Annotated in this window: 18 protein-coding genes; 5 read left to right on the forward strand and 13 right to left on the reverse strand. The window is 63.6% G+C overall.

From position 1 onward, the window contains the following. Nucleotides 1-111: 111 nt before the first annotated feature. Entirely contained in the window at nucleotides 112-378 is a 267-nt protein-coding gene (locus tag FOY53_RS17510) for an usg protein (RefSeq protein WP_146591258.1), read from the forward strand. A 162-nt stretch (nucleotides 379-540) separates the two neighbouring features. On the opposite strand, the gene FOY53_RS17515 is transcribed toward FOY53_RS17510, so the two are convergent. Together FOY53_RS17515 and hemB are read right to left on the reverse strand one after the other, a co-directional pair. Then, nucleotides 541-1,098 carry a lipid-binding SYLF domain-containing protein gene (locus FOY53_RS17515; protein ID WP_146591260.1) on the reverse strand — a complete coding sequence of 186 codons (558 nt, stop codon included), beginning with the start codon at nucleotides 1,096-1,098 and terminating at the stop codon, nucleotides 541-543. Nucleotides 1,099-1,217: 119 nt separating this feature from the next. After that, complete coding sequence (gene hemB, locus FOY53_RS17520) at nucleotides 1,218-2,216, reverse strand: porphobilinogen synthase (protein ID WP_146591262.1); 999 nt, start codon at nucleotides 2,214-2,216, stop codon at nucleotides 1,218-1,220. A gap of 134 nt (nucleotides 2,217-2,350) precedes the next feature. Here hemB and FOY53_RS17525 point away from each other — a divergent pair, with 134 nt between their 5' ends. From FOY53_RS17525 to FOY53_RS17535, 3 genes are all read left to right on the forward strand, one after another. Then, entirely contained in the window at nucleotides 2,351-2,875 is a 525-nt protein-coding gene (locus FOY53_RS17525; RefSeq protein WP_146591264.1) for a component of SufBCD complex, read from the forward strand. 33 nt (nucleotides 2,876-2,908) lie between these two features. Further along, nucleotides 2,909-6,382 carry a transcription-repair coupling factor gene (mfd, locus tag FOY53_RS17530; RefSeq protein WP_146591266.1) on the forward strand — a complete coding sequence of 1,158 codons (3,474 nt, stop codon included), beginning with the start codon at nucleotides 2,909-2,911 and terminating at the stop codon, nucleotides 6,380-6,382. 358 nt (nucleotides 6,383-6,740) lie between these two features. Then, a complete protein-coding gene (locus tag FOY53_RS17535) occupies nucleotides 6,741-7,487 on the forward strand; it encodes a heme-dependent oxidative N-demethylase family protein (RefSeq protein ID WP_146591268.1) in 747 nt (248 codons plus the stop codon). Here the strand turns inward: FOY53_RS17535 and FOY53_RS17540 are convergent. From FOY53_RS17540 to FOY53_RS17565, 6 genes are all read right to left on the reverse strand, one after another. After that, on the reverse strand, nucleotides 7,456-8,310 hold the full coding sequence (locus FOY53_RS17540; protein WP_146591270.1) for a hypothetical protein: 855 nt from the start codon (nucleotides 8,308-8,310) through the stop codon (nucleotides 7,456-7,458). The two genes, FOY53_RS17535 and FOY53_RS17540, sit on opposite strands and share 32 nt — an antisense overlap. 124 nt (nucleotides 8,311-8,434) lie before the next feature. Next, complete coding sequence (locus FOY53_RS17545; RefSeq protein ID WP_146591272.1) at nucleotides 8,435-9,226, reverse strand: lytic murein transglycosylase; 792 nt, start codon at nucleotides 9,224-9,226, stop codon at nucleotides 8,435-8,437. 115 nt (nucleotides 9,227-9,341) lie between these two features. Then, nucleotides 9,342-10,199, reverse strand: coding sequence for a hypothetical protein (locus FOY53_RS17550; protein WP_146591274.1), 858 nt, complete (start codon nucleotides 10,197-10,199; stop codon nucleotides 9,342-9,344). 379 nt (nucleotides 10,200-10,578) lie between these two features. Continuing rightward, entirely contained in the window at nucleotides 10,579-11,985 is a 1,407-nt protein-coding gene (glnA, locus tag FOY53_RS17555; protein WP_146591276.1) for a type I glutamate--ammonia ligase, read from the reverse strand. A gap of 42 nt (nucleotides 11,986-12,027) precedes the next feature. After that, nucleotides 12,028-12,366, reverse strand: a complete 339-nt coding sequence (locus FOY53_RS17560; protein WP_146591278.1) for a P-II family nitrogen regulator — start codon at nucleotides 12,364-12,366, stop codon at nucleotides 12,028-12,030. An 803-nt stretch (nucleotides 12,367-13,169) separates the two neighbouring features. Further along, on the reverse strand, nucleotides 13,170-15,359 hold the full coding sequence (locus FOY53_RS17565; RefSeq protein ID WP_146591280.1) for an NADP-dependent isocitrate dehydrogenase: 2,190 nt from the start codon (nucleotides 15,357-15,359) through the stop codon (nucleotides 13,170-13,172). 286 nt (nucleotides 15,360-15,645) lie between these two features. Between FOY53_RS17565 and FOY53_RS17570 the strand changes: the two genes are divergently transcribed. Further along, a complete protein-coding gene (locus tag FOY53_RS17570) occupies nucleotides 15,646-16,593 on the forward strand; it encodes an ornithine cyclodeaminase family protein (protein WP_146591282.1) in 948 nt (315 codons plus the stop codon). A 46-nt stretch (nucleotides 16,594-16,639) separates the two neighbouring features. On the opposite strand, the gene FOY53_RS17575 is transcribed toward FOY53_RS17570, so the two are convergent. The 5 genes from FOY53_RS17575 to FOY53_RS17595 form a co-directional block, all read right to left on the reverse strand. After that, the gene (locus FOY53_RS17575; RefSeq protein WP_146591284.1) at nucleotides 16,640-17,491 is read right to left on the reverse strand and encodes a shikimate dehydrogenase family protein; all 852 of its coding nucleotides are present in this window, start codon (nucleotides 17,489-17,491) and stop codon (nucleotides 16,640-16,642) included. Continuing rightward, a complete protein-coding gene (locus FOY53_RS17580; RefSeq protein ID WP_146591286.1) occupies nucleotides 17,491-18,996 on the reverse strand; it encodes a tripartite tricarboxylate transporter permease in 1,506 nt (501 codons plus the stop codon). Before FOY53_RS17580 ends, FOY53_RS17575 begins: the two co-directional genes overlap by 1 nt. After that, nucleotides 18,996-19,559 (reverse strand): tripartite tricarboxylate transporter TctB family protein, encoded by a 564-nt coding sequence (locus FOY53_RS17585; protein WP_146591288.1) that lies wholly within the window; start codon nucleotides 19,557-19,559, stop codon nucleotides 18,996-18,998. Before FOY53_RS17585 ends, FOY53_RS17580 begins: the two co-directional genes overlap by 1 nt. Nucleotides 19,560-19,681: 122 nt before the next feature. Continuing rightward, on the reverse strand, nucleotides 19,682-20,686 hold the full coding sequence (locus tag FOY53_RS17590) for a Bug family tripartite tricarboxylate transporter substrate binding protein (protein ID WP_146591290.1): 1,005 nt from the start codon (nucleotides 20,684-20,686) through the stop codon (nucleotides 19,682-19,684). 118 nt (nucleotides 20,687-20,804) lie between these two features. Continuing rightward, complete coding sequence (locus FOY53_RS17595; protein WP_146591292.1) at nucleotides 20,805-21,728, reverse strand: LysR family transcriptional regulator; 924 nt, start codon at nucleotides 21,726-21,728, stop codon at nucleotides 20,805-20,807. Between the last annotated feature and the right edge of the window lie 258 nt (nucleotides 21,729-21,986).

A 21,986-nucleotide genomic window follows, 5' to 3' on the forward strand; every position in this document is an offset into this window, starting at 1 on the left:
GCATTTCTGGCAGCCACCGGAGGTGACTGATAACACACTGTTTTTATTGAAAAGTAAATTGCTGCTTGGCATGATTCCTTTGTTGCCGAGGCAAACACGAGGAGTAGTGAGATGCAGAGCGAAACGGAGTTGATGCTGCGTGGCTATGGTCTGACCACGGCCGAGATCTATTATCGGATGCCGGACTACAAGAACGTGCTGAACACGTTCATCTGGCAGGAATACGATCTGGCACCGGACCACAGGAAACTGTTCGATTTCATCGAATTCTGGCAGGACAGCATAGAGGGACCGTTGCATTCGGTCCGCTTTACCCACCGCAAGATGATCGCGGCCGGCGAATGGCGCCAGGTCGTGGGCGAATTCCGCTATCATTGAGGGTGGATTGGAGGCCGGGTCGCGGAGGGGGACAGTCCTCCTCCGCGCAGGTATTGCCGCGCGCGGTCGCCAGGGTTCCCTCCGCCGATAAGGGCGGGCGGGCTTACCTGCGCCCGCAGCGATGGCGCTACGGGGCCCGCGCGTCCCGGGATTGCGATACCATCACGGAATGATGCGGCTGTATTTGACGCCGTCCAGCGTGGCGCCCACCCGCAGGCCGGATTGGCCAAAGACCACCGCGATGACCGGGGACAGGGACGTGGTGGTCTCTGCCGCCAGGGTCTCGCCGCGCTCCGGCGTTGCATACTCGATGTTTGCGCTGGCGGCCCAGCCCGGCGAGCGGCGGAAGTTCATCAGCGCGTCGTCGGTCATGAAAAACAGCACATGGGCGTACTGCTGCGCGCCGATCTGCAATCCGGCGCTGGCCTTGGTGGTCGAGTAATAGTCCACCGTCACGCCGCCGACCCGCAGCGCGCCGCGACCATATGCGCCGCCAAGACCCAGACCGGCTTCGGTGACAAGTGGCATCACCAGCACGCCGGTCGACTTTGTCTCGAGCTGACGGGTGTTGGGGTACTCGCTGTACAGTTGCGACAGTGTGGCATCGACGCGGGCGTCGATGGTGGCCGGACCGCGGCTGCCGATGCCGTTGTTACAGGCGGCCAGAAAGGCCACAGCGCCAAGCGCAAGGGAAAAGCCGCGTCGCGTGAAATCTGTCATGGAACCGCTCTTTTGTTGTTTGACATGCCTCGGGTCCGGCTGTGTCGCCGGTTGTCGCAGTTTATACCGCGAAAGGCCGCGGGTGTCACCACCGTTGGCGCGTCTTCGGCGCTGTAGCGCTATCGGTTGAGCAATTTCGCTGCTGCGGGAGCAAAATACGTCAGCACCCCGTCGCAGCCCGCCCGTTTGAACGCCATCAGGGATTCCAGCATGACCCTGTCGCCGTCGACCCAGCCGTTCCGCGCCGCGCCCGCCAGCATCGCGTATTCGCCCGACACCTGATAGGCAAAGGTCGGGGCGCCGAACATGTCCTTGGCGCGGCGACAGATATCGAGGTAGGGCATCCCCGGCTTGACCATGACCATGTCGGCGCCTTCCGACAGGTCACGCGCGATCAGGCGCATCGCCTCGTCGGCATTGGCCGGGTCCATCTGATAGGTCTTCTTGTCGCCCTTCAGCGCCCCCGAGGCGCCCACCGCATCGCGGAAGGGGCCGTAGAACGCCGAGGCATATTTGGCGGCGTAACTCAGCAGCAGCACATTCTGGAAACCGCCCCCTTCCAGGGCGCGGCGCAGGGCGCCGATGCGGCCGTCCATCATGTCCGAGGGTCCGATGATGTCGGCGCCGGCCTCGGCCTGGCTCAGCGCCTGCTTCACCAGCGCCTCGACAGTGCGGTCATTGACGATCTCACCGGCCTCGACAAAGCCGTCGTGACCGGTGTCGCTGTAGGGGTCGAGCGCCACATCGGTCATCACCGCCAGATCCGGTACCGCCGCCTTGATGGCGCGGGTGGCGGTGTTGCTGAGGTTGTCGGGGTTCCAGGCCTCGGCGCAGTCGGCGCTGCGTTTGGCCGGATCGGTATAGGGGAACAGACAGATCGCCGGAATGCCCAGCGCGTGGGCCTCGACCGCCGCGGCGACCACCTTGTCGACCGAACGGCGCATCACTCCGGGCATCGAGGCGACGGGTTCCTCGATGCCGTCGCCATCGCGCACAAACACCGGCCAGATGAAATCGCCGGGCGTCAGCGTGGTCTCTCGGACAAGATCGCGCAGCGCGGGCGTCCGGCGGGTGCGGCGCAGACGTGTGGCGGGAAAGGCGGCTAGCGTGGGTTTCATCGGGCTGGTCCTTGTAAACGCCGTATTTGGGTGGCATGGAATGGCGGTTATCTCAAGGGTTGCGTTGCGCAAAGGCTCCGGCACGGCGGGGCGCGCGGAACGCAGGCCGACCTGTGGGACCAAAGGGGCGGCGTGTGGACTGGCATCTCATCGTGTTTGAAGTGATCGACATGCGGTCCTTCTCGAACCTCTGGTTCTGGATCGCACTGGCGGTTCTGTGGTCGACGGCCAGTCACTGGGTGCTGGGTGTACCGTTCGACATGGTCACGCGGGCACGGCGTTTCGGCGGGCAGGCCGAGGCCGATCTGGATGATCTCGTGCGGATCAACACCAACCGCCTGCTGTATATCGCCGAAGAGGCCGGGTTGTGGCTTTTGGCGCTGGCCTGTTTCATGCTGGCGGTGCTGACGCTGCTGGCCTTTGTCTACTGGATCGAACTGGCGCAGGCGCTGTTCCTGCTGGGGTTTCCGATGTCGCTTGTCGGTATGCTGAGCCTGCGCACGGCCCAGCGTATCCGGACCGAAGGGGCCACCGGCGCGCTGGCGCAAAAGCGCCTGTCGCGTCTGCGCATCGCCACGCAGGTGATCGGTATGATCTCGATCTTTGTCACATCGCTCTGGGGCATGTATCAGAACCTCTCGGCCAGCTTCCTCGGTTGACGAAGGCGGCTTTCCGCGCCATGTGAACCGGCCATGGCCCATAACAAACCCCTAGTCCTTGGTGGCGCGCCCGAAGGCTTTGATGCCCGCCTGATCCTGCAGGAGTTGTCCCGCGCGGACGGCCCGGTTGTGCACGTGGCGCGCGACGACAAACGTATGGCGCAGATGCGCGATGCGCTGGCCTTCTGGGCGCCCGAGATGCCGGTGATCCTGTTTCCCGGCTGGGATTGTCTGCCCTACGACCGGGTTTCTCCGAATGCGGATATCTCGGCCACTCGGATGGCGACGCTGGCGGGGCTGGTGCACGGCATGCCGCCAAAGTTTGTGCTGCTGACCACGCTGAATGCCGCAAGCCAGCGCCTGCCGGCCCGCGAGGTGCTGCGTGAGGCGGCCTTTACCGCCACGGTGGGCGGCCGCGTCGACGAGGCGGCGCTGCGCAACTTTCTGGTGCGCATGGGGTTCACCCAGGCACCGACAGTGCTCGAGCCCGGGGATTATGCCGTGCGCGGCGGGATCATCGACATCTTCCCGCCGGGGGACGGCGGGCCGGTGCGGCTGGATCTGTTCGGCGATGTGCTGGACGGCGCGCGACGGTTCGATCCGGCGACCCAGCGCACCACCGAAAAGCTCGACATGGTCGAACTCGCCCCTGTCTCCGAAGTCATTCTGGACGAGGCGGCGATCACGCGGTTCCGGCAGAACTACCGCATCGAATTCGGCGCGGCCGGCACCGACGATCCCTTGTACGAAGCGGTCAGCGCCGGGCGCAAGCACCAGGGGATCGAGCACTGGCTGCCGTTTTTCCACGCGCGGCTGGAAACCCTGTTCGACTACCTGCCCGGGGCTCCGGTTCTGCTGGACGATCAGGTGACGCCATCGCGGCTGGCGCGCTGGGACACGATTGCCGATCAGTATGAAACCCGTCGCCTGGCGATGCAGCAGAAGAACCGGATGGATTCGGTCTACAAACCGGCGCCGCCGGCATTGCTGTATCTGGATGACGCTGCCTGGGACAAGGCGCTGGGGACGCGGCGCGTGTTGCAGATGCACCCGCTGGCACAGGCTTCGGGCCCCGGTGTGGTGGATGGCGGCGGGCGCATCGGGCGCAGTTTTGCCGCCGAGCGCCAGCAGGAAAGCATCAGCCTGTTTGGCGCTCTGGCCGACCATATCCGGAACAGGCTGCAGGCGGGTCCGGTGCTGATCGCCTCTTATTCGGAAGGCGCGCGCGAGCGGCTGACCGGGTTGATCGAGGATGAAGGACTGGCCGAAGCCATTCCTGTCACCAACGGAACGCGCATCGGAAAGCGCGGATTGCACCTGGCGGTCTGGGCGCTCGAGACGGGATTCGAGGCGCCGTTCGGGGACACGGCGCGGATTACGGTGATCTCCGAGCAGGACGTGCTGGGCGACCGGCTGATCCGCGCGCCGCGAAAACGCCGCAAGGCCGAGAATTTCCTCACCGAGACCCAGAGCCTCAGTCCCGGCGATCTGGTCGTGCACGTCGATCATGGCATCGGCCGGTATCAGGGCCTTGAAGTGGTCGAGGCGCTGGGGGCCGCGCATGAGTGCCTCTTGCTGGAATATGCCGAGGGTTCGCGGCTGTATCTGCCGGTCGAGAATATCGAACTGCTGAGCCGCTATGGCCACGAAGAGGGGTTGCTGGACAAGCTGGGCGGCGGGGCGTGGCAGTCCAAGAAGGCCAGGCTGAAGGAACGCATCCGCGAAATGGCGGACAAGCTGATCCGCATCGCCGCCGAACGTGCGCTGCGCCGCGCCCCGATCATGGACCCGCCACCCGGGGCCTGGGATGCCTTTTCCGCGCGCTTCCCCTATGCCGAGACCGACGATCAGCTCAGTGCCATCGAGGACGTGATGGCCGACATGCACTCGGGCCAGCCGATGGACCGGCTGATCTGCGGCGATGTCGGTTTCGGCAAGACCGAGGTGGCCATGCGCGCCGCCTTTGTTGCCGCCATGTCGGGCGTGCAGGTGGCGGTGATCGCACCGACCACGCTGCTGGCGCGGCAGCATTTCAAAAGTTTCGCAGAACGGTTCCGCGGCTTTCCTCTGCAGGTGCGGGCACTGTCACGGTTCGTGTCGGCCAAAGAGGCGGCGCTGACCCGGGACGGCATGGCCAAGGGGTCGGTCGATATCGTGGTGGGCACGCATGCGTTGCTCGCCAAGGGGGTGCGGTTCCATAACCTGGGCCTGTTGATCATCGACGAAGAGCAGCATTTCGGCGTCGGTCACAAGGAGCGGCTGAAGGCGCTGCGCACCGACATCCACGTGCTGACCCTGACGGCGACACCGATTCCGCGTACGCTGCAATTGTCGCTGACCGGGGTGCGGGATCTGTCGATCATCGGCACGCCGCCGGTCGACCGTCTGGCGATCCGCACCTATGTCTCGGAATTCGACTCCGTCACCATTCGCGAGGCGCTGCTGCGCGAACATTATCGCGGCGGGCAGTCGTTCTATGTCGTGCCGCGCATCACTGATCTGCCCGAGATCGAGCAATTCCTGCGGGACCAGCTGCCCGAACTGAGTTATGTGGTGGCGCATGGTCAGATGGCTGCGGGCGAGCTGGATGACCGGATGAATGCGTTTTACGACGGCAAGTTCGACGTGTTGCTGGCGACGACGATCGTGGAATCCGGGCTGGACATCCCGACCGCAAACACCATGGTCATCCATCGCGCCGACATGTTCGGTCTGGCGCAGCTGTACCAGATCCGCGGACGGGTCGGACGCTCGAAAACCCGGGCCTATGCCTATCTGACGACAAAGCCCCGCGCCAAGCTGACCACGACGGCGGAAAAGCGGCTGCGGGTGCTGGGATCGCTCGACACCCTGGGCGCCGGATTTACGCTGGCCAGTCAGGATCTGGACATCCGCGGTGCCGGCAACCTGCTGGGCGAGGAACAGTCGGGCCAGATGCGCGACGTGGGCTACGAATTGTACCAGTCGATGCTGGAGGAGGCGATTGCCAAGATCCGCTCGGGCCAGATGGAAGGGCTGAGCGAGGAAGACGGCCAATGGGCACCGCAGATCAATCTGGGTGTGCCGGTGCTCATACCCGAAGACTATGTGCCGGATCTTGACGTGCGGCTGGGGCTGTACAGGCGGCTGTCGGCCCTGACCACCAAGGTCGAGCTCGAAGGCTTTGCCGCCGAACTGATCGACCGCTTTGGCAAGCTGCCGCGCGAGGTCAACACGTTGCTGCTGGTGGTGCGGATCAAGGCAATGTGCAAGCGGGCGGGAATTGCCCGGCTCGACGCCGGACCCAAGGGCGCGACCGTGCAGTTCCACAACGACAAGTTTGCCGCGCCGCAGGGATTGGTCGAGTTCATTGCCGCCGAACAGGGCAATGCCAAGGTCAAGGACAACAAGATTGTCGTGCGCCGGGACTGGGCCCGGGAGAAGGACAAGATCCAGGGGGCGTTTGGCATTGCCCGCGATCTGGCCGAAAAGCTGGTCGAAGAGAAGAAGCGCCGCACCTCTGTCTGAGGCTGCGTCTGTCTGAGGCTGCGTCTGGCGGCGTTGCCGCCGGCGTCGGTGCCGGGCACTACAGGATATCTGCGACCTGAAAAATCGAGCCATCGGCTCAGGGGCGTCAGCGCCGTGTCGCCGGACTGGCATCGCACCGGTTGATCCGGCGGAATCCGCGCCGCCGCGGACATGGGTCGTTTCCGAATTCCGGCAGGCTGCGGGGGCCAGGCCGAAAGGCGCTGTCCGCGACGGAGCCACGACCGTGACAGGGTTCGCGACGTGCAGCGGGGCGGGGATATCCGGCGGCAGCGCCGCGTGATGCAATTTTCGGTTGCCTGGGCCTTTTCCGGTGCCGCGCGGTTCGCTATGGCGGTGCATGATCTTGCAATCCGCACTTCCCTTTGATGTCAGCACTCCCCCCGCCTTGCCCGGGGTGCGGCCGCTGACCGAAGACTGGCTTCTGGTGGACGAGGCTTATGGTCCGCAGCTGGCGGAAAAGGCGCGTCTGATCGCACGGCACCAGCAGGCCGTGCATGCGCTGGACCCGCGTGCGCGCCCGGCGGCCGAAGAGCTTCTGGATACGGTGCTGGAACAGCTTCCCAACGGATTTCTTCGTCAGGGCGGGCACATCACGCGACCGGATGGTGTGGTGATCGCGCTGGACCGGCAGGCGCCGTTGATCACGCTGGGCCATCTGCTGCAGGAGGATCTGTGCCTGCTGCTGCCGCAGGACGGTGTGCATGTGCTGGTCGGGGCACTGCTGTGTTTTCCGGCGCGCTGGCGGCTGGCGGACAAGTTCCTGCGCCCGCTGGTCGAAATTCATGCGCCGGTGCCGTCTTACGATGCCAATATCGCAAAGCGGGTGCAGCGGTTGTTTGATGGTCTTCAGCCGGGGCGACCGCTCTGGCGCTTCAACACGCTGTGGGACTGGGATCCGACGTTGTTCCAGCCCGGACCCCGGCCAGGTCGGCCGGAGAACGCAGCGCAGGAGGCACCTTTCCTGCGGACCGAGCGACAGTGTCTGCTGCGGCTGCCACTGAGCCGGGCGGTGGTGTTTTCCATCCACACCTACGTGGTTCCGCGTGCCGCGCTCAGCGCGTCAGATGGTTCAGCATCCCGGTAAGCCGGTCCGAGCTGTGCAGGATCGCAAACAGCGCCGAAACGGTCAGCACATGTGTCGCCATGCGGAAATTGATGGCGCGGATCGTGGCGCGCGCGCGGCAAAGAGCACGACCGGGCAGGTCGCGCAGACCCTGAAACATCCCGGTCGGTCGCAGTGGCGTGGCTGGGTCGGCGGATATGTTCTGCTCGATGGCATCGGCTTCGACCGTGCCGGATGTCCCGGCGGCAAGGCTCGGTGCCTTTTCCGGCGGACGCTGGGGCAGGTCGGCGTCCGGCACCTCTTCCATGAACCGACGGATCAGGCGGCGGGCGGCGGCATCACAATCCGGAATCGCGGCGCGCTGCACGCCTGTGCCTGATGGCGGTGTTGGTGCGGCTGGCCGGGTCTTGGACTGGGGCGCCGGGGGAGACTTCTTGCGGCGGGGCGAGACATAGCGACGTAGGTTGATGAAATCCTCGACGCTGAGCGACACGCCGGGGTCGTCCCATTCGACCGCACTGATTTCAGCCATGTCGATCATGTCCAGCGCCAGGGCTGACAGAACCTGTGCGGCGTGATCCGGGCAGAAAGGGGCCTGCCGGAAGGCTGTGGCCTGGATTGTAGCCCGCAGGCCCTGGGTTTCGCTGGTGGTCAACTGAACCCGCAGATCCAGCGTGTCAGCCGCTGTCCGCAGCCGGGGCGTCGAGACTTTCGGCGCCTCTCCCGAGCCCGCATCCAGACGCGACAGGGCGCGGCGGGCGCTCTTCAAAAAGAAGACGGCGTCCGGGGCGGTGGCGGCATCGGGCAGGATCAGCGCGACGTAGGCGGATTGTGCGTTGGACATGTCTGGCACTCGATGTGCTGTTGAAAGGGGTTTCCTGGTCCCAGAGATGTCATCGGAATTGGGTCAGAATGCGGCACAAATCGTGCGTTTTGGCGGGGATTTGTCCCGCATTCTGGCGAAATGTTCAGCTGTCTATGCGCGATGCCATCACGGCAATCGCCTTTTGGTAGACGCCGGCGGCATTCCATTGCTGGATCACGTAGAAGTTCGGCTGCCCTTCGAGATAACCCGCACCGGGACGCCAGCCTTTCTGCCGCAAAAAGTTCGCAGTCGAGGCCAGAGCGTCGGTTTCATTGTAGAAATCCACCTTGCCATCGCCGTTGCCGTCGACGCCGAAGGACAGCGCATTGCCGGGCAGAAACTGGGTGTGGCCGAGTTCGCCGTGTTTGGCGCCGCGGGTCGACGCCGAGATCGAGCCGCGATCGACCAGCTTCAGCGCGCCGATGGCATGGGGCACAAAAAAGTCAGAGCGGCGGCAGTCGTAGGCCAGCGTGGTGATGGCCGAGACCACCGAGCTGTCGCCCATGAAGCCGCCAAAACCGGTTTCCATGCCGTGAATGGCGATCAGGATGCCGGCAGGAACGCCAAAGCGCTGTTCCAGCGCCTCGTAGAAGGCAGGATTGCGGGCCTTGCGCTTGCGCCCCTGGGCGACAATCGTGTCGGCGCCGCGTACCTGCATGAACTTGTCGAAAGAGTACTTGAAGCTTTTCTGGTTGCGGTCGGCGTTGATCGTGCTCTGGGCATAACTGGTGCCGGCCAGTGCCTGAAGCCCGCGCTGTCCTACTCCGGCAGCCTGCGCCTCGCGCGAAAAGGCGGCCTTCCAGGATTCGAACCCGCCGCCGCTGTTGCCGCATTGAGCAGCCAGCGCTGGTGTGGCCAGACTGGCTGCGAGGACTATGGATAGTATACGGCGCATGACGTTCTCCTGCATTCGGAATTGCAGGAAGGGTAACGGTATCCGACATGGTCGCAAAGTGGGGAAATCGGCCGCAAAGCAGTGCCAGCGCCCCGTGAGCGTCACGTCCGCGTGATCAGAGGTACGCCATCAGCCCGGCCATCAGCCCCGAGGATTCGAGCGCCACGAAGAATCCGGCCAGTCCCATCGACAGGGATGCGACGCGCATGTCCTCACCCTTGACAAGGTTGTGGATGATGACGGGCATGGCAATGGGCAGCGATATGGTGGCTACCGCCAGCGAAACCGCCCAGGCGGACAGGCGTGCCTCGACCGGCTGGATTCCGGTTTCTTCGCGCAGGGCGTCCATCTCGTCGGGCAGGGCCCGGCGCACAAGGGTCGCCCGCAGGGCGCGTTCGTAGGCCTGCACGTGGCTGTCGAGCTTGCGCGCCACCGCATGTCCGGGGCTGGCCGTGACCGGGACCGACAGCGCCGGGCTGGGCAGACGATGATGACGGCGGGGACCCGGTTGCGCCGTGGTTTCGCGAAGGCGGGCAACGCAGGCGCGGGAAATGCGGCGGGGGGTGATACTGTCGTCACTGGCACGTCTGCGCGTGACGCGCGCAACAACGGGCGTGCGCGGCACGGGGCGCAGGGTTGCCGCGCGGGCCTTGCGGGCTCCGGCCGTGAGTTCCAGCGGCAAAGCGGCGGTAAAATCTTCCACCAGGGTTGCAAACCGGGCATGCATCTGGGCGCGGGGCAGGCAGGTGCCTTCCGCAGCCGCAAGCGACAGACACAGATACCGGTTGTCATTGGCCAATTCCAGGTCTGCCCGCACACTCAGCTCTGCCCCGTGCAGGCTGATCCCGGTGGAGCGGTATTCGCGACGGGTCGGCAGGTCGCCGTCCTGCCTCAGTGCAGCAGCAAGAAGGCCATCAAGGACGTCCAGAGTGATCGTGGGGTCGCCGGTGAATTTGAGTCGCGTGGAGTGCATAGCCTGTTCCGTTTCATTTTGCCGCCGGACTTTGCGCCGACCTACAGTGCCTGCAGTTAACCGAGGTTAATTGTTCAAAATATGTAAACAGTAAGGGAAGCGTTGCCACAAACTAAAGGAGAGTAAGTCGAAGTTGCCGCAATCATGGATGAATGTGGCGCTTTGCATCGATTTTGCCGCAATTGGAAACCATTCCGCAGGTTTGCCGGGATTTGATGCGAATCGCTGAACGATCCGCGACCGGCGCGGTGTGACCGGATTTTCGGTTGCGCGGACACCGCAAAGCCCGGGGCAGCGTCACACCGGCATGGGCCCGGCCACAAAAAAAGACGCCCCCGGTGCGGGGGCGTCCAAAAGCTTGGCGTGATCCAGGTAGGGATCAGCAGCTGTAGTACATGCCGAACTCGACCGGGTGCGGTGTGTGCTCGAACAGTTCGATCTCTTCCATCTTGAGAGCGACATAGCCTTCGATCTGGCTCTTGGTGAACACGTCGCCTGCCAGCAGGTAATCGTGGTCCTTTTCAAGCTCTTCCATCGCTTCGCGCAGCGAGCCGCAGACGGTGGGGATGCCGGCCAGTTCCTCGGGCGGCAGATCATACAGGTTCTTGTCCATCGCCTCGCCCGGGTCGATCTTGTTCTTGATGCCGTCAAGGCCGGCCATCAGCAGGGCAGAGAAGCACAGGTACGGGTTCGCCGAGGGATCGGGGAAACGGGCTTCGACGCGCTTGGCCTTGGGCGAGTCGGTCCACGGGATCCGGACGCAGCCCGAGCGGTTGCGGGCCGAATAGGCGCGCAGGACGGGGGCCTCGAAGCCGGGGATCAGGCGCTTGTAGCTGTTGGTCGACGGGTTGGTGAAGGCATTGAGCGACTTGGCGTGGGTCAGGATGCCGCCGATGAACCACAGGGCCTCCTGGCTGAGATCGGCATATTTGTCGCCTGCGAACAGCGGCTTGCCGTCTTTCCAGATCGACATGTTGCAGTGCATGCCGGTGCCGTTGTCGCCATAGATCGGCTTCGGCATGAAGGTCGCGGTCTTGCCATAGGCCTGTGCCACGTTGTGGATGACGTACTTGTACTTCTGCAGCTCGTCCGCCTGGGTGGTGAGCGTGCCGAAGATCAGGCCAAGTTCGTGCTGGCACGAGGCCACTTCGTGGTGGTGCTTGTCGACCTTCATGCCCATGCGCTTCATGGTCGAAAGCATCTCGCCGCGGATGTCCTGGGCGTCGTCGATCGGGTTGACCGGGAAATAGCCGCCCTTGAGACCCGGACGGTGGCCGGTGTTGCCCATCTCGTATTCGGTGTCTGTGTTCCAGGACGCGTCGATCGCGTCAACTTCATAGGACACCTTGTTGATCTTGTTGCTGAAACGCACATCGTCAAACAGGAAGAACTCGGCTTCGGGGCCCCAGTAGGACACATCGCCGATACCGGTCGACTTCAGATAGGCTTCGGCCTTTTCGGCGGTGCCGCGCGGGTCGCGGTCATAGGGCTCGAGCGTGTCCGGCTCGACCACGGTGCAGTGGATGCACAGGGTCTTTTCCGCGTAGAACGGATCGATATAGGCGCTGTTCGTGTCCGGAATCAGTTTCATGTCGGAGGCTTCGATCGACTTCCAGCCTGCAATCGACGAACCGTCGAACATGAAGCCTTCTTCGAGGAAATCCGCATCAACCTGGTCTTCGCACAGTGTGACGTGCTGGAGCTTGCCGCGCGGGTCGGTAAAGCGGATGTCGACGTAGGCGACTTCCTCGTCCTTGATCAGCTTAAGAACTGCTTCTGTGCTCATTCCCTGGGTCCCTTTCTGTCCTGGTATAGCGTGTAGCGTTTGTTAAAGCGCGTCCGAGCCGGATTCGCCGGTGCGGATGCGGATAGCCTGTTCGACGGTCGTGACAAAGATCTTTCCGTCACCGATCTTGTCGGTTTTCGCAGCCGAGATGATCGCCTCGATAGCGCCATCCACCTGATCGTCGTCAAGCACAACCTCGATTTTGACCTTCGGCAGGAAATCAACGACGTATTCGGCGCCGCGGTACAGCTCTGTATGACCCTTCTGGCGGCCAAAACCTTTGACCTCGATCACGCTGAGGCCCTGGATGCCGGCCTCCTGCAGAGCTTCCTTGACCTCGTCCAGCTTGAACGGTTTGATGATCGCTTCGATCTTTTTCACGGCCCGTCTCCTCGCAAATCCGTTGGTTGACGCTCAGACCATCTCGGGGTCGCCGTCACAATCGGATTGATCGTGGTTGGTGCGCCAAGCGCAACGCAATTCGAGGGTCAGGATTAAATTTTGTGCGATGTGCGCAAAATATAATCACTTTTGAATCGCGCCTTTTGGTCGGGCGACGATCCTGCAGGCAGGTGTGTTTGCGACTGCCCGGTTTTGTACTTTTTCGCTTGCTTCACCGTTTTCCGGCGGGTCTCGGAGTTGACAGCTGCACCCCGTGGTACGGTGCGCCAGCGTTGCCTGCAGGGGCCGAAGTCCGAAAAAAACGCCGGGGTGATGGTCGGGCGCAGCCGGGGGGCTCACCCGTGGCCGGAATGGGGACAGAGTGCGGTCGCAGGGCATGCAGGTCACCGAGGTCACTGCCAAGACGGCTGGTCCGTGGCCGCCATCCGGCGGTCGGTTACTCCTTGCGATGAACGAGGCGTCATCGGAGCAGGCGGCGCCGGTTCTGTCAAGAAATCTGATACAAACGGTGACGTCCCCGCATGGCTTCGCTCGGCAGGCAACCTTGTCCCGCTTCGGGCGGCGAAAACGGCCCGCCAGCGCAGGGGGCACTGGTCTGATGCGATGCGGCCCAGATCCGGCGCAACCGTCTCTGGAACGGGCTCTGGCCCGCGTCGACACCTCGCAGGGGCTGCGGTGCAGGGCGAGGTCTGTTGTACGGAAACCCGCCCGCACGGGGCGCAATAAAATGCCGCCGCGCCTCGTTCAGAGGCGCGGCGGCGTTGGTCTTGCGTGTGCTTGCCCTAGCCGATCAGCGCGTTCAGCGTTTCCGAGGGGCGCATCACGGCACCGGTTTTTCCGGCATCGGTGTGGTAATAGCCGCCAAGATCGGCTGCGTCGCCTTGTGCAGCGGCCAGTTCGGACAGGATCTGTTGCTCATTTTCCGCCAAGGCCGCAGCGATGGGGGCAAAATGGGACGCGAGTCCGGCATCGTCAGTCTGCGCGGCGAGGGCTTCGGCCCAATAGCGTGCGAACCAGTAGTGGCTGTCACGGTTGTCCGGCTCGCCGACCTTGCGCGACGGTGAACGGTCGTTGTCCAGGATGCCCTGGGTTGCTGCGTCCACTGCCCGGCCGAGCACCCGGGCCTTTTCGTTGCCCTTGGCGTCGGCAAGGAAGGTCAGGCTTTCCCCGAGGGCGCAGAACTCGCCAAGGCTGTCCCAGCGCAGGTGGTTCTGTTCCATCAGTTGCTGAACATGCTTGGGGGCGGATCCGCCTGCACCGGTCTCGAACAGGCCGCCGCCGTTCATCAGCTTCACGATCGACAGCATCTTGGCCGAAGTCGCCAGTTCGAGGATCGGGAACAGGTCGGTCAGGTAGTCGCGCAGCACGTTGCCGGTGATGGCAATGGTGTTTTCTCCCTTGGTGATGGTCTCGAGCGAGGCGCGGGTGGCTTCGCGCGGCGCCATGATCTCGAAGGTGTCGGACAGGCCCTTGGCGTCGAGAATCGGTTTGACGTAGGCGATCAGTTCGGCGTCATGGGCGCGGCTTGCATCCAGCCAGAAGATGGCGCGGATGCCTTCGGCCTTCTGACGGTCGATGGCCAGGTTGACCCAGTCTTCGATCGGCGCCTTGCGCGTCGATGCCGAACGCCAGATGTCGCCGGCCTGGACCTCGTGGCTGTGCAGCACGGTGCCGTCGTCGAGGATCATCTTGACGGTGCCGGCCTCGGCGATTTCAAAGGTCGTCGGGTGCGAGCCGTATTCCTCGGCCTTCTGCGCCATCAGGCCGATGTTCTGCACGGTGCCGGCGGTTGCGGGGTTCAGCTTGCCGTTCTCCTTGAAGAAACGGATCGCCTCGTCATAGATCGACGCGTACGAGCTGTCCGGGATCACGCAGTTGGCGTCGGATTCCTTGCCATCAGGGCCCCAGCCCTTGCCGCCTGCGCGGATCAGCGCCGGCATCGAGGCATCGACGATCACGTCCGACGGCACATGCAGGTTGGTGATGCCCTTGTCGGAATCCACCATGTACAGCGGCGGGCGCGCGGCCATGCAGGCTTCGATGTCCGCCATGATCGCAGCATTGTCCTGAACCTTGGCCAGCAGGTCACCAAGGCCCGAGTTCGGGGTCACACCCAGATCGGCGAGGGCGGCGCCGTGCTTTTCGATCACCGGCGCGAGATAGGCTTTGACGGCGTGGCCAAAGATGATCGGGTCCGACACCTTCATCATCGTGGCCTTCAGGTGCAGCGAAAACAGCGTGCCTTCGGCCTTGGTCTTCTCGATCTCCTCCGCGAGGAACCGGCCCAGTGCCGCGGCACTCATGAAGGTGGCATCGACCACCGTGCCTGCCGGATAGCTGATGCCCTCTTTCAGGACAGTCTGGCCACCAGCCGTTTCCAGAACGATTTTGGCAGTGGCTGCGTTGGCAAGTGTTGCCGACACCTCGTTCGAGCGGAAGTCGCCGCTGGTCATGCAGGCCACGCGCGTCTTGCTGTCAGCACTCCAGTCGCCCATCCGGTGCGGGTTCTTTTGCGCGAAATTCTTGACGGCCTTGGCGGCGCGGCGGTCCGAGTTGCCTTCGCGCAGGACCGGGTTCACCGCCGAGCCCTTGATCCCGTCGTATTTGGCGCGCACGGCCTTTTCCTCGTCCGTCGCCGGGGTTTCGGGATAGTCGGGCAGGGCATAGCCCTGGGCCTGAAGCTCTTTGATCGCGGCGACAAGCTGCGGCACCGAGGCGGAAATGTTCGGCAGCTTGATCACATTGGCATCAGCGGTCTTCACCAGCTGGCCCAGTTCGGCCAGATCGTCCGGCTGGCGCTGCGCTTCGGTCAGGTAGTCGGGAAATGTGGCCAGGATCCGACCCGCGAGGCTGATGTCCTTGGTGCCGACGGACACACCGGCAGCCGCTGCAAATTTCTGGATGATCGGCAGAAAGGAAGCGGACGCCAGTTCGGGTGCTTCGTCGACTTTGGTGTAGATGATATCAGACATGGAAACCTCTTGGGATTTGCGTTGGCCGACCCATATCGGATTCATTCCGGAACGTCTACGGTATACCGTGGTACACCTTGCTTGCGGGCGATATATTTTTGCGATGCTTCCCCGTTGTGCACAGTTGTCCCGTGCGGATGCGGCAACGCCGGAATGTCACGGTATTATCGTCGATGAACAAGAGAGGGGCCAGCCCATCCGCGCCGGGTGAACGACAGCGGTGGCGCGCGCAAGCCCGCTGCTTTAACTGCTGTGGCACCCGTGAACGCACCAAGGAAGCAACGCCATGAAATTTGTCACCCGGGAAACTTTTGGCAGCCTGATTGACTGGGCAGGATTTGTAGAGGCGCTCGATCAGGGGCACCGCTATCCGGCCGCACATATCGAGGATGTCTTTCTTGGTCCCCCGGGGCGTACGCTGCTCAGCCGGGCGGCCTGGATCGAAGGTTTGGGGTACGGCGTCAAAAGCGTGACCGTGATGGCACAGAACGCGGCGCGGGGCCTGCCGACGGTACAGGGTGCGATGCTGGTGTTCGAGGATCGGGCCGGGGCGCTGATCGCCGCCATCGACAGCGGGCTGGTGACCGATGTGAAGACCGCGGCGGATTCGGCACTCGGCGCACGTTATCTGGCCCGCAAGGACAGCCGGTCGCTGCTGATCATCGGGGCGGGGCAGGTGGCGCGCAATGTCGCCGCTGCCTACCGGCAGATCTTTCCCGGGATTTCGCAGATCTGCCTGTGGAACCGGACCGCGGACAAGGCCGCGACACTGGCGCGGGAGCTGGCGGAGCAGGGGCTGCCGGCATCCGCGGTGACGGACCTGCCGGATGCGGTCGGGCGCGCGGATATGATCGTCACCGCCACCATGTCGCAGACTCCGGTTCTGCGGGGCGACTGGGTCCGGCCCGGCACCCATGTGGACCTGATCGGCGCCTTCCGCGCGGACATGCGCGAAGCTGATGACGCGCTTTTGCAAAAGGCGCGGATCTTTGTCGACAGCCGGGAAACCACGCTGCACCATATCGGCGAACTCAGCATACCGCTGGCATCGGGCGCGATCACCGAGGCGGATGTACTGGCGGATTTCTACCAGCTCAACCAGGGCAGCCCGGGGCGCACCAGCCCCGAACAGATCACCGTGTTCAAAAATGGCGGCGGGGCGCATCTGGATCTGATGACGGCCTGTGCGATTCTCGGGACGGGCGGGTCGGCGGCTGGCAAGGAACGGCGCTAGGCCCGCCCGCCCCGGCCCATGCGGTTCTGTGCGGTTCGGCCTGCCGTCAGGCGGTCTCTTCTTCGCGGGACAGATCCCGGCGCAGCTGTGCCTCGTCCAGCGGCAGGCCGGAAAAGAACGCCCAGGCATGAACGCCCTGGAAAAAGAACAGCTCCCACCCGGAAATCACTGTCAGCCCCTGGGCCTCGGCGTCGGTCAGGAACTGCGTGTCCGCCGGGGTGTAGACGGCGTCAAACGCCCATTTGGCCCCGGTCATGGCCGCGCGCGGCAACGGCGTGCCGCCATACCCGACCATGCCGACCGGGGTACAGTTGATCAGGCCCGACGCCCCTTCGGCGGCTTTTTCCGGATCCAGCCAGATTGTCACCTGCATCTGCGGGTCTGCGGCCTGCAACGCCTCTGCCAGGGCTTCCGCCTTGGCGGCGTCGCGATCCACAAGCCGCAATTCGCGGGTTCCCAGTGCAACCAGACCAAAGGCGACCGCACGGCCGACACCGCCGGTGCCGATCATCAGCACCGGACCGGTCCCGGCAGAGCCGCGCACCTGGGTGTAGGCCGCCACAAAGCCCGAATAATCGGTGTTGTGCCCGCGCGGACCATCGGGCTCGAAGATCACGGTGTTGACCGCGCCGATGGCCTTTACCAGCGGATCATCGATCCGCAGGGCCTGTGTGACACGTTCCTTGTAGGGATAGGTCACGTTGATGCCCCGGTAGCCGCCGGTCAGGCAGCGGGCAAAGACCTGTTCAAAGCTTTCCTCAAGATCCCTGGGCACCAGCCTGTCATAGGTGACCGCGATGCCGTTCTGCCCCCCGGCCAGCCGGTGCAGTCCGGGCGAGCGTGAGCGGGCAATGTTGTCCCCGATCAGGCCCAGACTGAGAGTGTTTGCCTCGATCATCATGCGGCCTTTCGTGCAAGACGCGCCTTGGCGCGGGTCCAGAGGGGCGTTTGCGAGACGAAGATCAGGACAACGCTCAGGAACAGGATCGTGGACAGCGGGCTTGAAAACAGGCCTGCAAAGAACCGCCCCAGATCCTCGCGTTCGGAAATGATGGCCCGGCGCCAGTTGTCATCCAGCAGCCGCGACAGGATCACCCCCAGAATGACCGGCCCCAGCGGATAGCCATAGTGCCGCATGAAGTATCCGAACACGCCGAACCCGAGCATCCAGTACACATCCGAAATCGAGTTGTTGACGGCATAGGCCCCGACAATCGACAGCAGCATGATCAGCGGGATCAACACCGCGCGCGGCATCTCGACGATCCTGGTGAACAGCTTGATCCCGGTCAGGCCGAACAGCAGCATGAAGAAGTTGGCCATGACCAGCGCGCCGACAATGAACCAGAACATGTCGGGTTGATCGATCATCAGCATCGGCCCGGGGTTGAGCCCGTGGATGAACAGCGCCCCGATCATGATCGCCGTCACCGCGTCGCCGGGAATGCCCAGTGTCATCATCGGGATGAAGGCTCCGCCGACGGCGGCATTGTTGGCGGTCTCCGGGGCGACCAGGCCTTCCATCGCGCCCTTGCCAAACGGCACTTCGGGGGACTTGGTGACGCGTTTGGCATGGTCATAGGCCATCAGCGCCGCAATGTCGCCGCCGGTGCCGGGCAGGGCGCCGATGATCACGCCGATGGACGACGTCTGAAGCGACAGCGGCAGGTATTTCCGGATCGTCGAAAACGACGGCACAATCCGAGAGATCTTCTGCCGAACGGCCGCCTTGTTGACGTGATGCAGCTGCATCAGCGCTTCGGAGACACCGAACATGCCGATCATCACCGCGATAAAGGAAATGCCCCCCTCCATCAGTTTCAGATCGAAGGTGAAGCGTTCGGTAAAGGTCAGCGGGTCGCGGCCCACAGCGCCGATGGCAATGCCGAGCGCACCGGCAAAGATGCCTTTGAGCAGGGAACCGGTGGACAGCGAGCCGACCAGCAGAATGCCCAGAACCGCCAGCAGCATGTAGTCGCGCGGCTGGAACTTCAGAGCAAAGTCCGACACGAAGGGCGCCGCCACCGCCAGCACGGCGATGCCGATGAAGCCGCCAAAGAAGGACATGACCGTTGTCACGCCGATGGCGGTGCCGGCCTCTCCGCGCTGTGCCATGGGATAGCCGTCCAGCGCCGTGGCGATGGCCGAGGGCGCGCCGGGAATGTTCAGCAGGATCGCCGTGCGCGACCCGCCGTAAACGCCCCCCATGTAGATGCCGATCATCAGCGCGATGGCCGGGTGCACATCCCAGGAAAAGGTGAACGAAATCAGGATCGACACTGCCATCGTCACCGACAGCCCGGGGATCGCGCCGACATATACCCCGGCAAAGGTGCCGACCCCGACCAGGAGCAGCAGCTCGGGATGGGTAAAGACAGTGAGAAAGGCGAGCAGGGTCTCCATCAGGCTTTCCCTCCCAGGAGGTTGCGGAACATCTGGATGAATTCAGCTTCCGGCACGATGCCGGCGGGCATGAGAACGCTGAACACGATGCGGAAGATCAGCCAGATCGCTACCAGGCTGCCCAGCGATACGGTCAGGGTGAACGCCCAGCCGCGGCCCGAGAGCAGTTTGACCGCTGCGACCAGGAACAGGGCCGATGTCGGCAGGAACCCCAGGGGGCGCAGCAGCAGTGCATAGGCGATCAGGAACAGGGTCATCACCACAACCGTGCCGGGCAGGATGTCCTTGACGAATCCCTCGCCGCGGATCAGCGGCAGGCGTGCCGTGCGCAGCGCGATGATCAGCGCGGTGATCACCATCGCCAGGGTTGTCGCCATCGGGATCGCCCCCGGCGCCGACAGTGCCTCGAAGCCCGAAATGTCATAGGCGCTCCACAGCAGGCCGAGGCTGGCGGCAAGCATGAACAGCGCAAAACCCAGTTCGCCGGGGCGGCGGTCGTTCTCGTAGCCACCGGGTGTGGCATCCGATGTGCCGTCGTGATGCTCGGGTACAGGTGTGGTCATGAAATCCTCCCCAGGCCGACTGGCCTGCTCCTAACGAATAGGCGCCGCGCTTCGGGTTTCGAAGGCGGCGCCAGTCAGTCTTGCGGCGCCGTGGGCCACAGGTGCGGACCCACGGGGTCCGCTCAGTTGGCAGGGCGTGCGATGCCGAACTCTTCCGGCGAAGCCTTGGTCTCGCCGGCATCCTGAAGCAACCAGGCTGTGCCCTGCTGCCATTTGGTCAGGAACTGATTGGCCTCGTCGCCGGAAATGCCCATCAGGGTAAAGCCGCGGTTGTCCATCAGCTCGACAAAATCGGGATTCTTGGCGCCTTCGGAATAGGCTGCCGACAACTTGGCCACCACGTCGTCAGGTGTGCCGTTCGGTACAAAGACACCAAAGAACGGGCCCCAGGGCAGGTAGGTGTTGTACCCGTCGTTAAAGCTTGTCACGGCCGGGACATCGGGCAGTTTGCTGTTGGGCGCGACGTCGAACACCGCCAGCGGCTTCATGTTGCCGGCGCGGACGCCTTCGATCGCGGCGCCCAGAACGGCGGGCATCACGTCGATCGCGCCACCCTGCAGAGCGGTCAGTGCCGGACCGTCGCCATCATAGGGCACCGAAATATAGTCAAGCTTGCCTTCGATCGTGTTGATCATCGCGGTGATCACCGACGGCAGGCCGCCCGGACCGGTCGCGCCGAAACGCACTTCGCCGGGGTGGGCTTTGACGTATTCGACCATTTCGGCATAGTCGTTGAAGGGTGCGTCGCTGTTGGCAACCAGCAGCGGCGTGCCGCGGGCCAGAATGTTGATCGGGGTGAACTCCGAGTAGTCCTTGTCGCCCAGGCCCATGATCTTGTAGAGCATCGGATTTTCCGCGCCCATCAGGACGGTGTAGCCATCGGCTTCGGCATCGGCGACATAGTTCAGCGCGATGGCTCCGACTGCGCCGGTCATGTTCTGCATGACGACGGTGCCGCCCAGAACCTCTTCGGCGTGGGGGGTGACGGCGCGCATCACGGTGTCGGTGGAGCCACCGGCGCCCCACTGGATGATGCCCTGGATTTCCTTGGTCGGGTAATCCTGTGCCTGTGCGGCGCCAAGGCCAAGGGCCAGCGCCGATACGGCGCCGAATACGACATGTTTCATTGGGTCTCCTCCCTGAGATGTCCTGCGAACGCACGCTGTAGTCCGTTCGTCCAGCAAACTATCGCCGCTGACTCCCCGTAACGTCAAATACCCATTTCGCGATATAATTAACTTGATGTTATTTCTTGACGTCAGTCTGGACATAAGTGTGCGCCTCTGACAGCTCCTTTCGGAACTGCCGTATGGCGAACTCGGCGAAGTTGGACAGGACGCGGCCCTTTTTGGTGACCACCGAGATCGAGACCGGCACGGATTCTGCCAGACGGCGACGCACGACACCGGGCATGTAGATTTCGGCCACAGAGAATTCGTCGATCAGCGCGACACCAAGGCCGTGCCGCACCAGACTGACCACGGTCTGCGCGAACCGGCCGCGCATGGTGTGATTGGCTTCGATTCCGGCGTTGCGGAACGGGCGGGCCATCGCCGCGCCGTAGGGGTCAGAGGGATCGACACCAATCAATGGCTCCTGCGCCAGATCGTGGACCGAAATCACCTCTCTGTCCGCCAGCCGGTGACCCTCGGGAAGGATCGCCACCACCTTGCCCTGCGCGATTTCCTCGCTTTCGAGGCCGGGGTTGTTGAACGAGGAACTCATGATCACAAATTCGCCGCGTTCCAGAAGCAGGTAATCCAGCGTCTCCTCGATCTTGAGGATGTTCAGGTCGATGAACAGATCCGGGTAGCGTGCGCGGATCGTGCGGACGGCCCGGGCGGCGATGAACTGCGCCACTGACGGCGCCGAGGCAAAGGCCAGACGCACATCCTCGCCCTTTTGCAGCGACCCGAGAGCGCTTTGCAGGTTTTCGACGCCCTTGTAGACTTCCCGGATCTGATCGAACACCGGACCAGCTTCGACCGCCGGCACGAACAGCCCCGCCCGCCGTTCGAACAGGCGGATGCCAAGTGATTCTTCGGTGTGTTTGATCAGCCGGCTCACTCCGGGAGGTGAAACGCCGAGATGTTCGGCCGCGCCGTTGATCGTGCCACGCAGCATGACCGCGCGGATCACCTCGACCTGGCGGAGTGTCATTTCCCTCATCGCGGATTCTCCCTCGTGGCATTTAACGTGATGACGGAGAGAAGGCCAATGGCGCCCTTCAAGCGGCGTGCGGTTGCCGCCGCACCGCGCCACCGTTCCTGCCATCCTCGTTCCAAACCTGCCGAAATATCTCACGGGGGACAGGTGGGGACAGGTCACGCGCGGTCATCGCCCGGTTTGTGCAACATGTGTAACCGCCCCATGCGCAAGAGGTAATTTTAGAGCTGGCTTCAGCGCGTCACCGGGTGCTGACATGTG

Origin of the sequence: Puniceibacterium confluentis, from assembly GCF_007923445.1 — a bacterium.
Lineage (GTDB): Bacteria > Pseudomonadota > Alphaproteobacteria > Rhodobacterales > Rhodobacteraceae > Puniceibacterium > Puniceibacterium confluentis.

Coding starts and splice junctions, on each gene's coding strand:
- FOY53_RS17535 (WP_146591268.1), top strand. CDS start 6,741: ATGATCTTGCAATCCGCACTTCCCTTTGATGTCAGCACTCCCCCCGCC.
- FOY53_RS17595 (WP_146591292.1), bottom strand. CDS start 21,728: ATGAGGGAAATGACACTCCGCCAGGTCGAGGTGATCCGCGCGGTCATG.
- mfd (WP_146591266.1), top strand. CDS start 2,909: ATGGCCCATAACAAACCCCTAGTCCTTGGTGGCGCGCCCGAAGGCTTT.
- FOY53_RS17575 (WP_146591284.1), bottom strand. CDS start 17,491: ATGATCGAGGCAAACACTCTCAGTCTGGGCCTGATCGGGGACAACATT.
- FOY53_RS17545 (WP_146591272.1), bottom strand. CDS start 9,226: ATGCGCCGTATACTATCCATAGTCCTCGCAGCCAGTCTGGCCACACCA.
- FOY53_RS17580 (WP_146591286.1), bottom strand. CDS start 18,996: ATGGAGACCCTGCTCGCCTTTCTCACTGTCTTTACCCATCCCGAGCTG.
- hemB (WP_146591262.1), bottom strand. CDS start 2,216: ATGAAACCCACGCTAGCCGCCTTTCCCGCCACACGTCTGCGCCGCACC.
- FOY53_RS17565 (WP_146591280.1), bottom strand. CDS start 15,359: ATGTCTGATATCATCTACACCAAAGTCGACGAAGCACCCGAACTGGCG.
- FOY53_RS17550 (WP_146591274.1), bottom strand. CDS start 10,199: ATGCACTCCACGCGACTCAAATTCACCGGCGACCCCACGATCACTCTG.
- FOY53_RS17585 (WP_146591288.1), bottom strand. CDS start 19,559: ATGACCACACCTGTACCCGAGCATCACGACGGCACATCGGATGCCACA.
- FOY53_RS17510 (WP_146591258.1), top strand. CDS start 112: ATGCAGAGCGAAACGGAGTTGATGCTGCGTGGCTATGGTCTGACCACG.
- FOY53_RS17570 (WP_146591282.1), top strand. CDS start 15,646: ATGAAATTTGTCACCCGGGAAACTTTTGGCAGCCTGATTGACTGGGCA.
- FOY53_RS17540 (WP_146591270.1), bottom strand. CDS start 8,310: ATGTCCAACGCACAATCCGCCTACGTCGCGCTGATCCTGCCCGATGCC.
- FOY53_RS17590 (WP_146591290.1), bottom strand. CDS start 20,686: ATGAAACATGTCGTATTCGGCGCCGTATCGGCGCTGGCCCTTGGCCTT.
- glnA (WP_146591276.1), bottom strand. CDS start 11,985: ATGAGCACAGAAGCAGTTCTTAAGCTGATCAAGGACGAGGAAGTCGCC.
- FOY53_RS17515 (WP_146591260.1), bottom strand. CDS start 1,098: ATGACAGATTTCACGCGACGCGGCTTTTCCCTTGCGCTTGGCGCTGTG.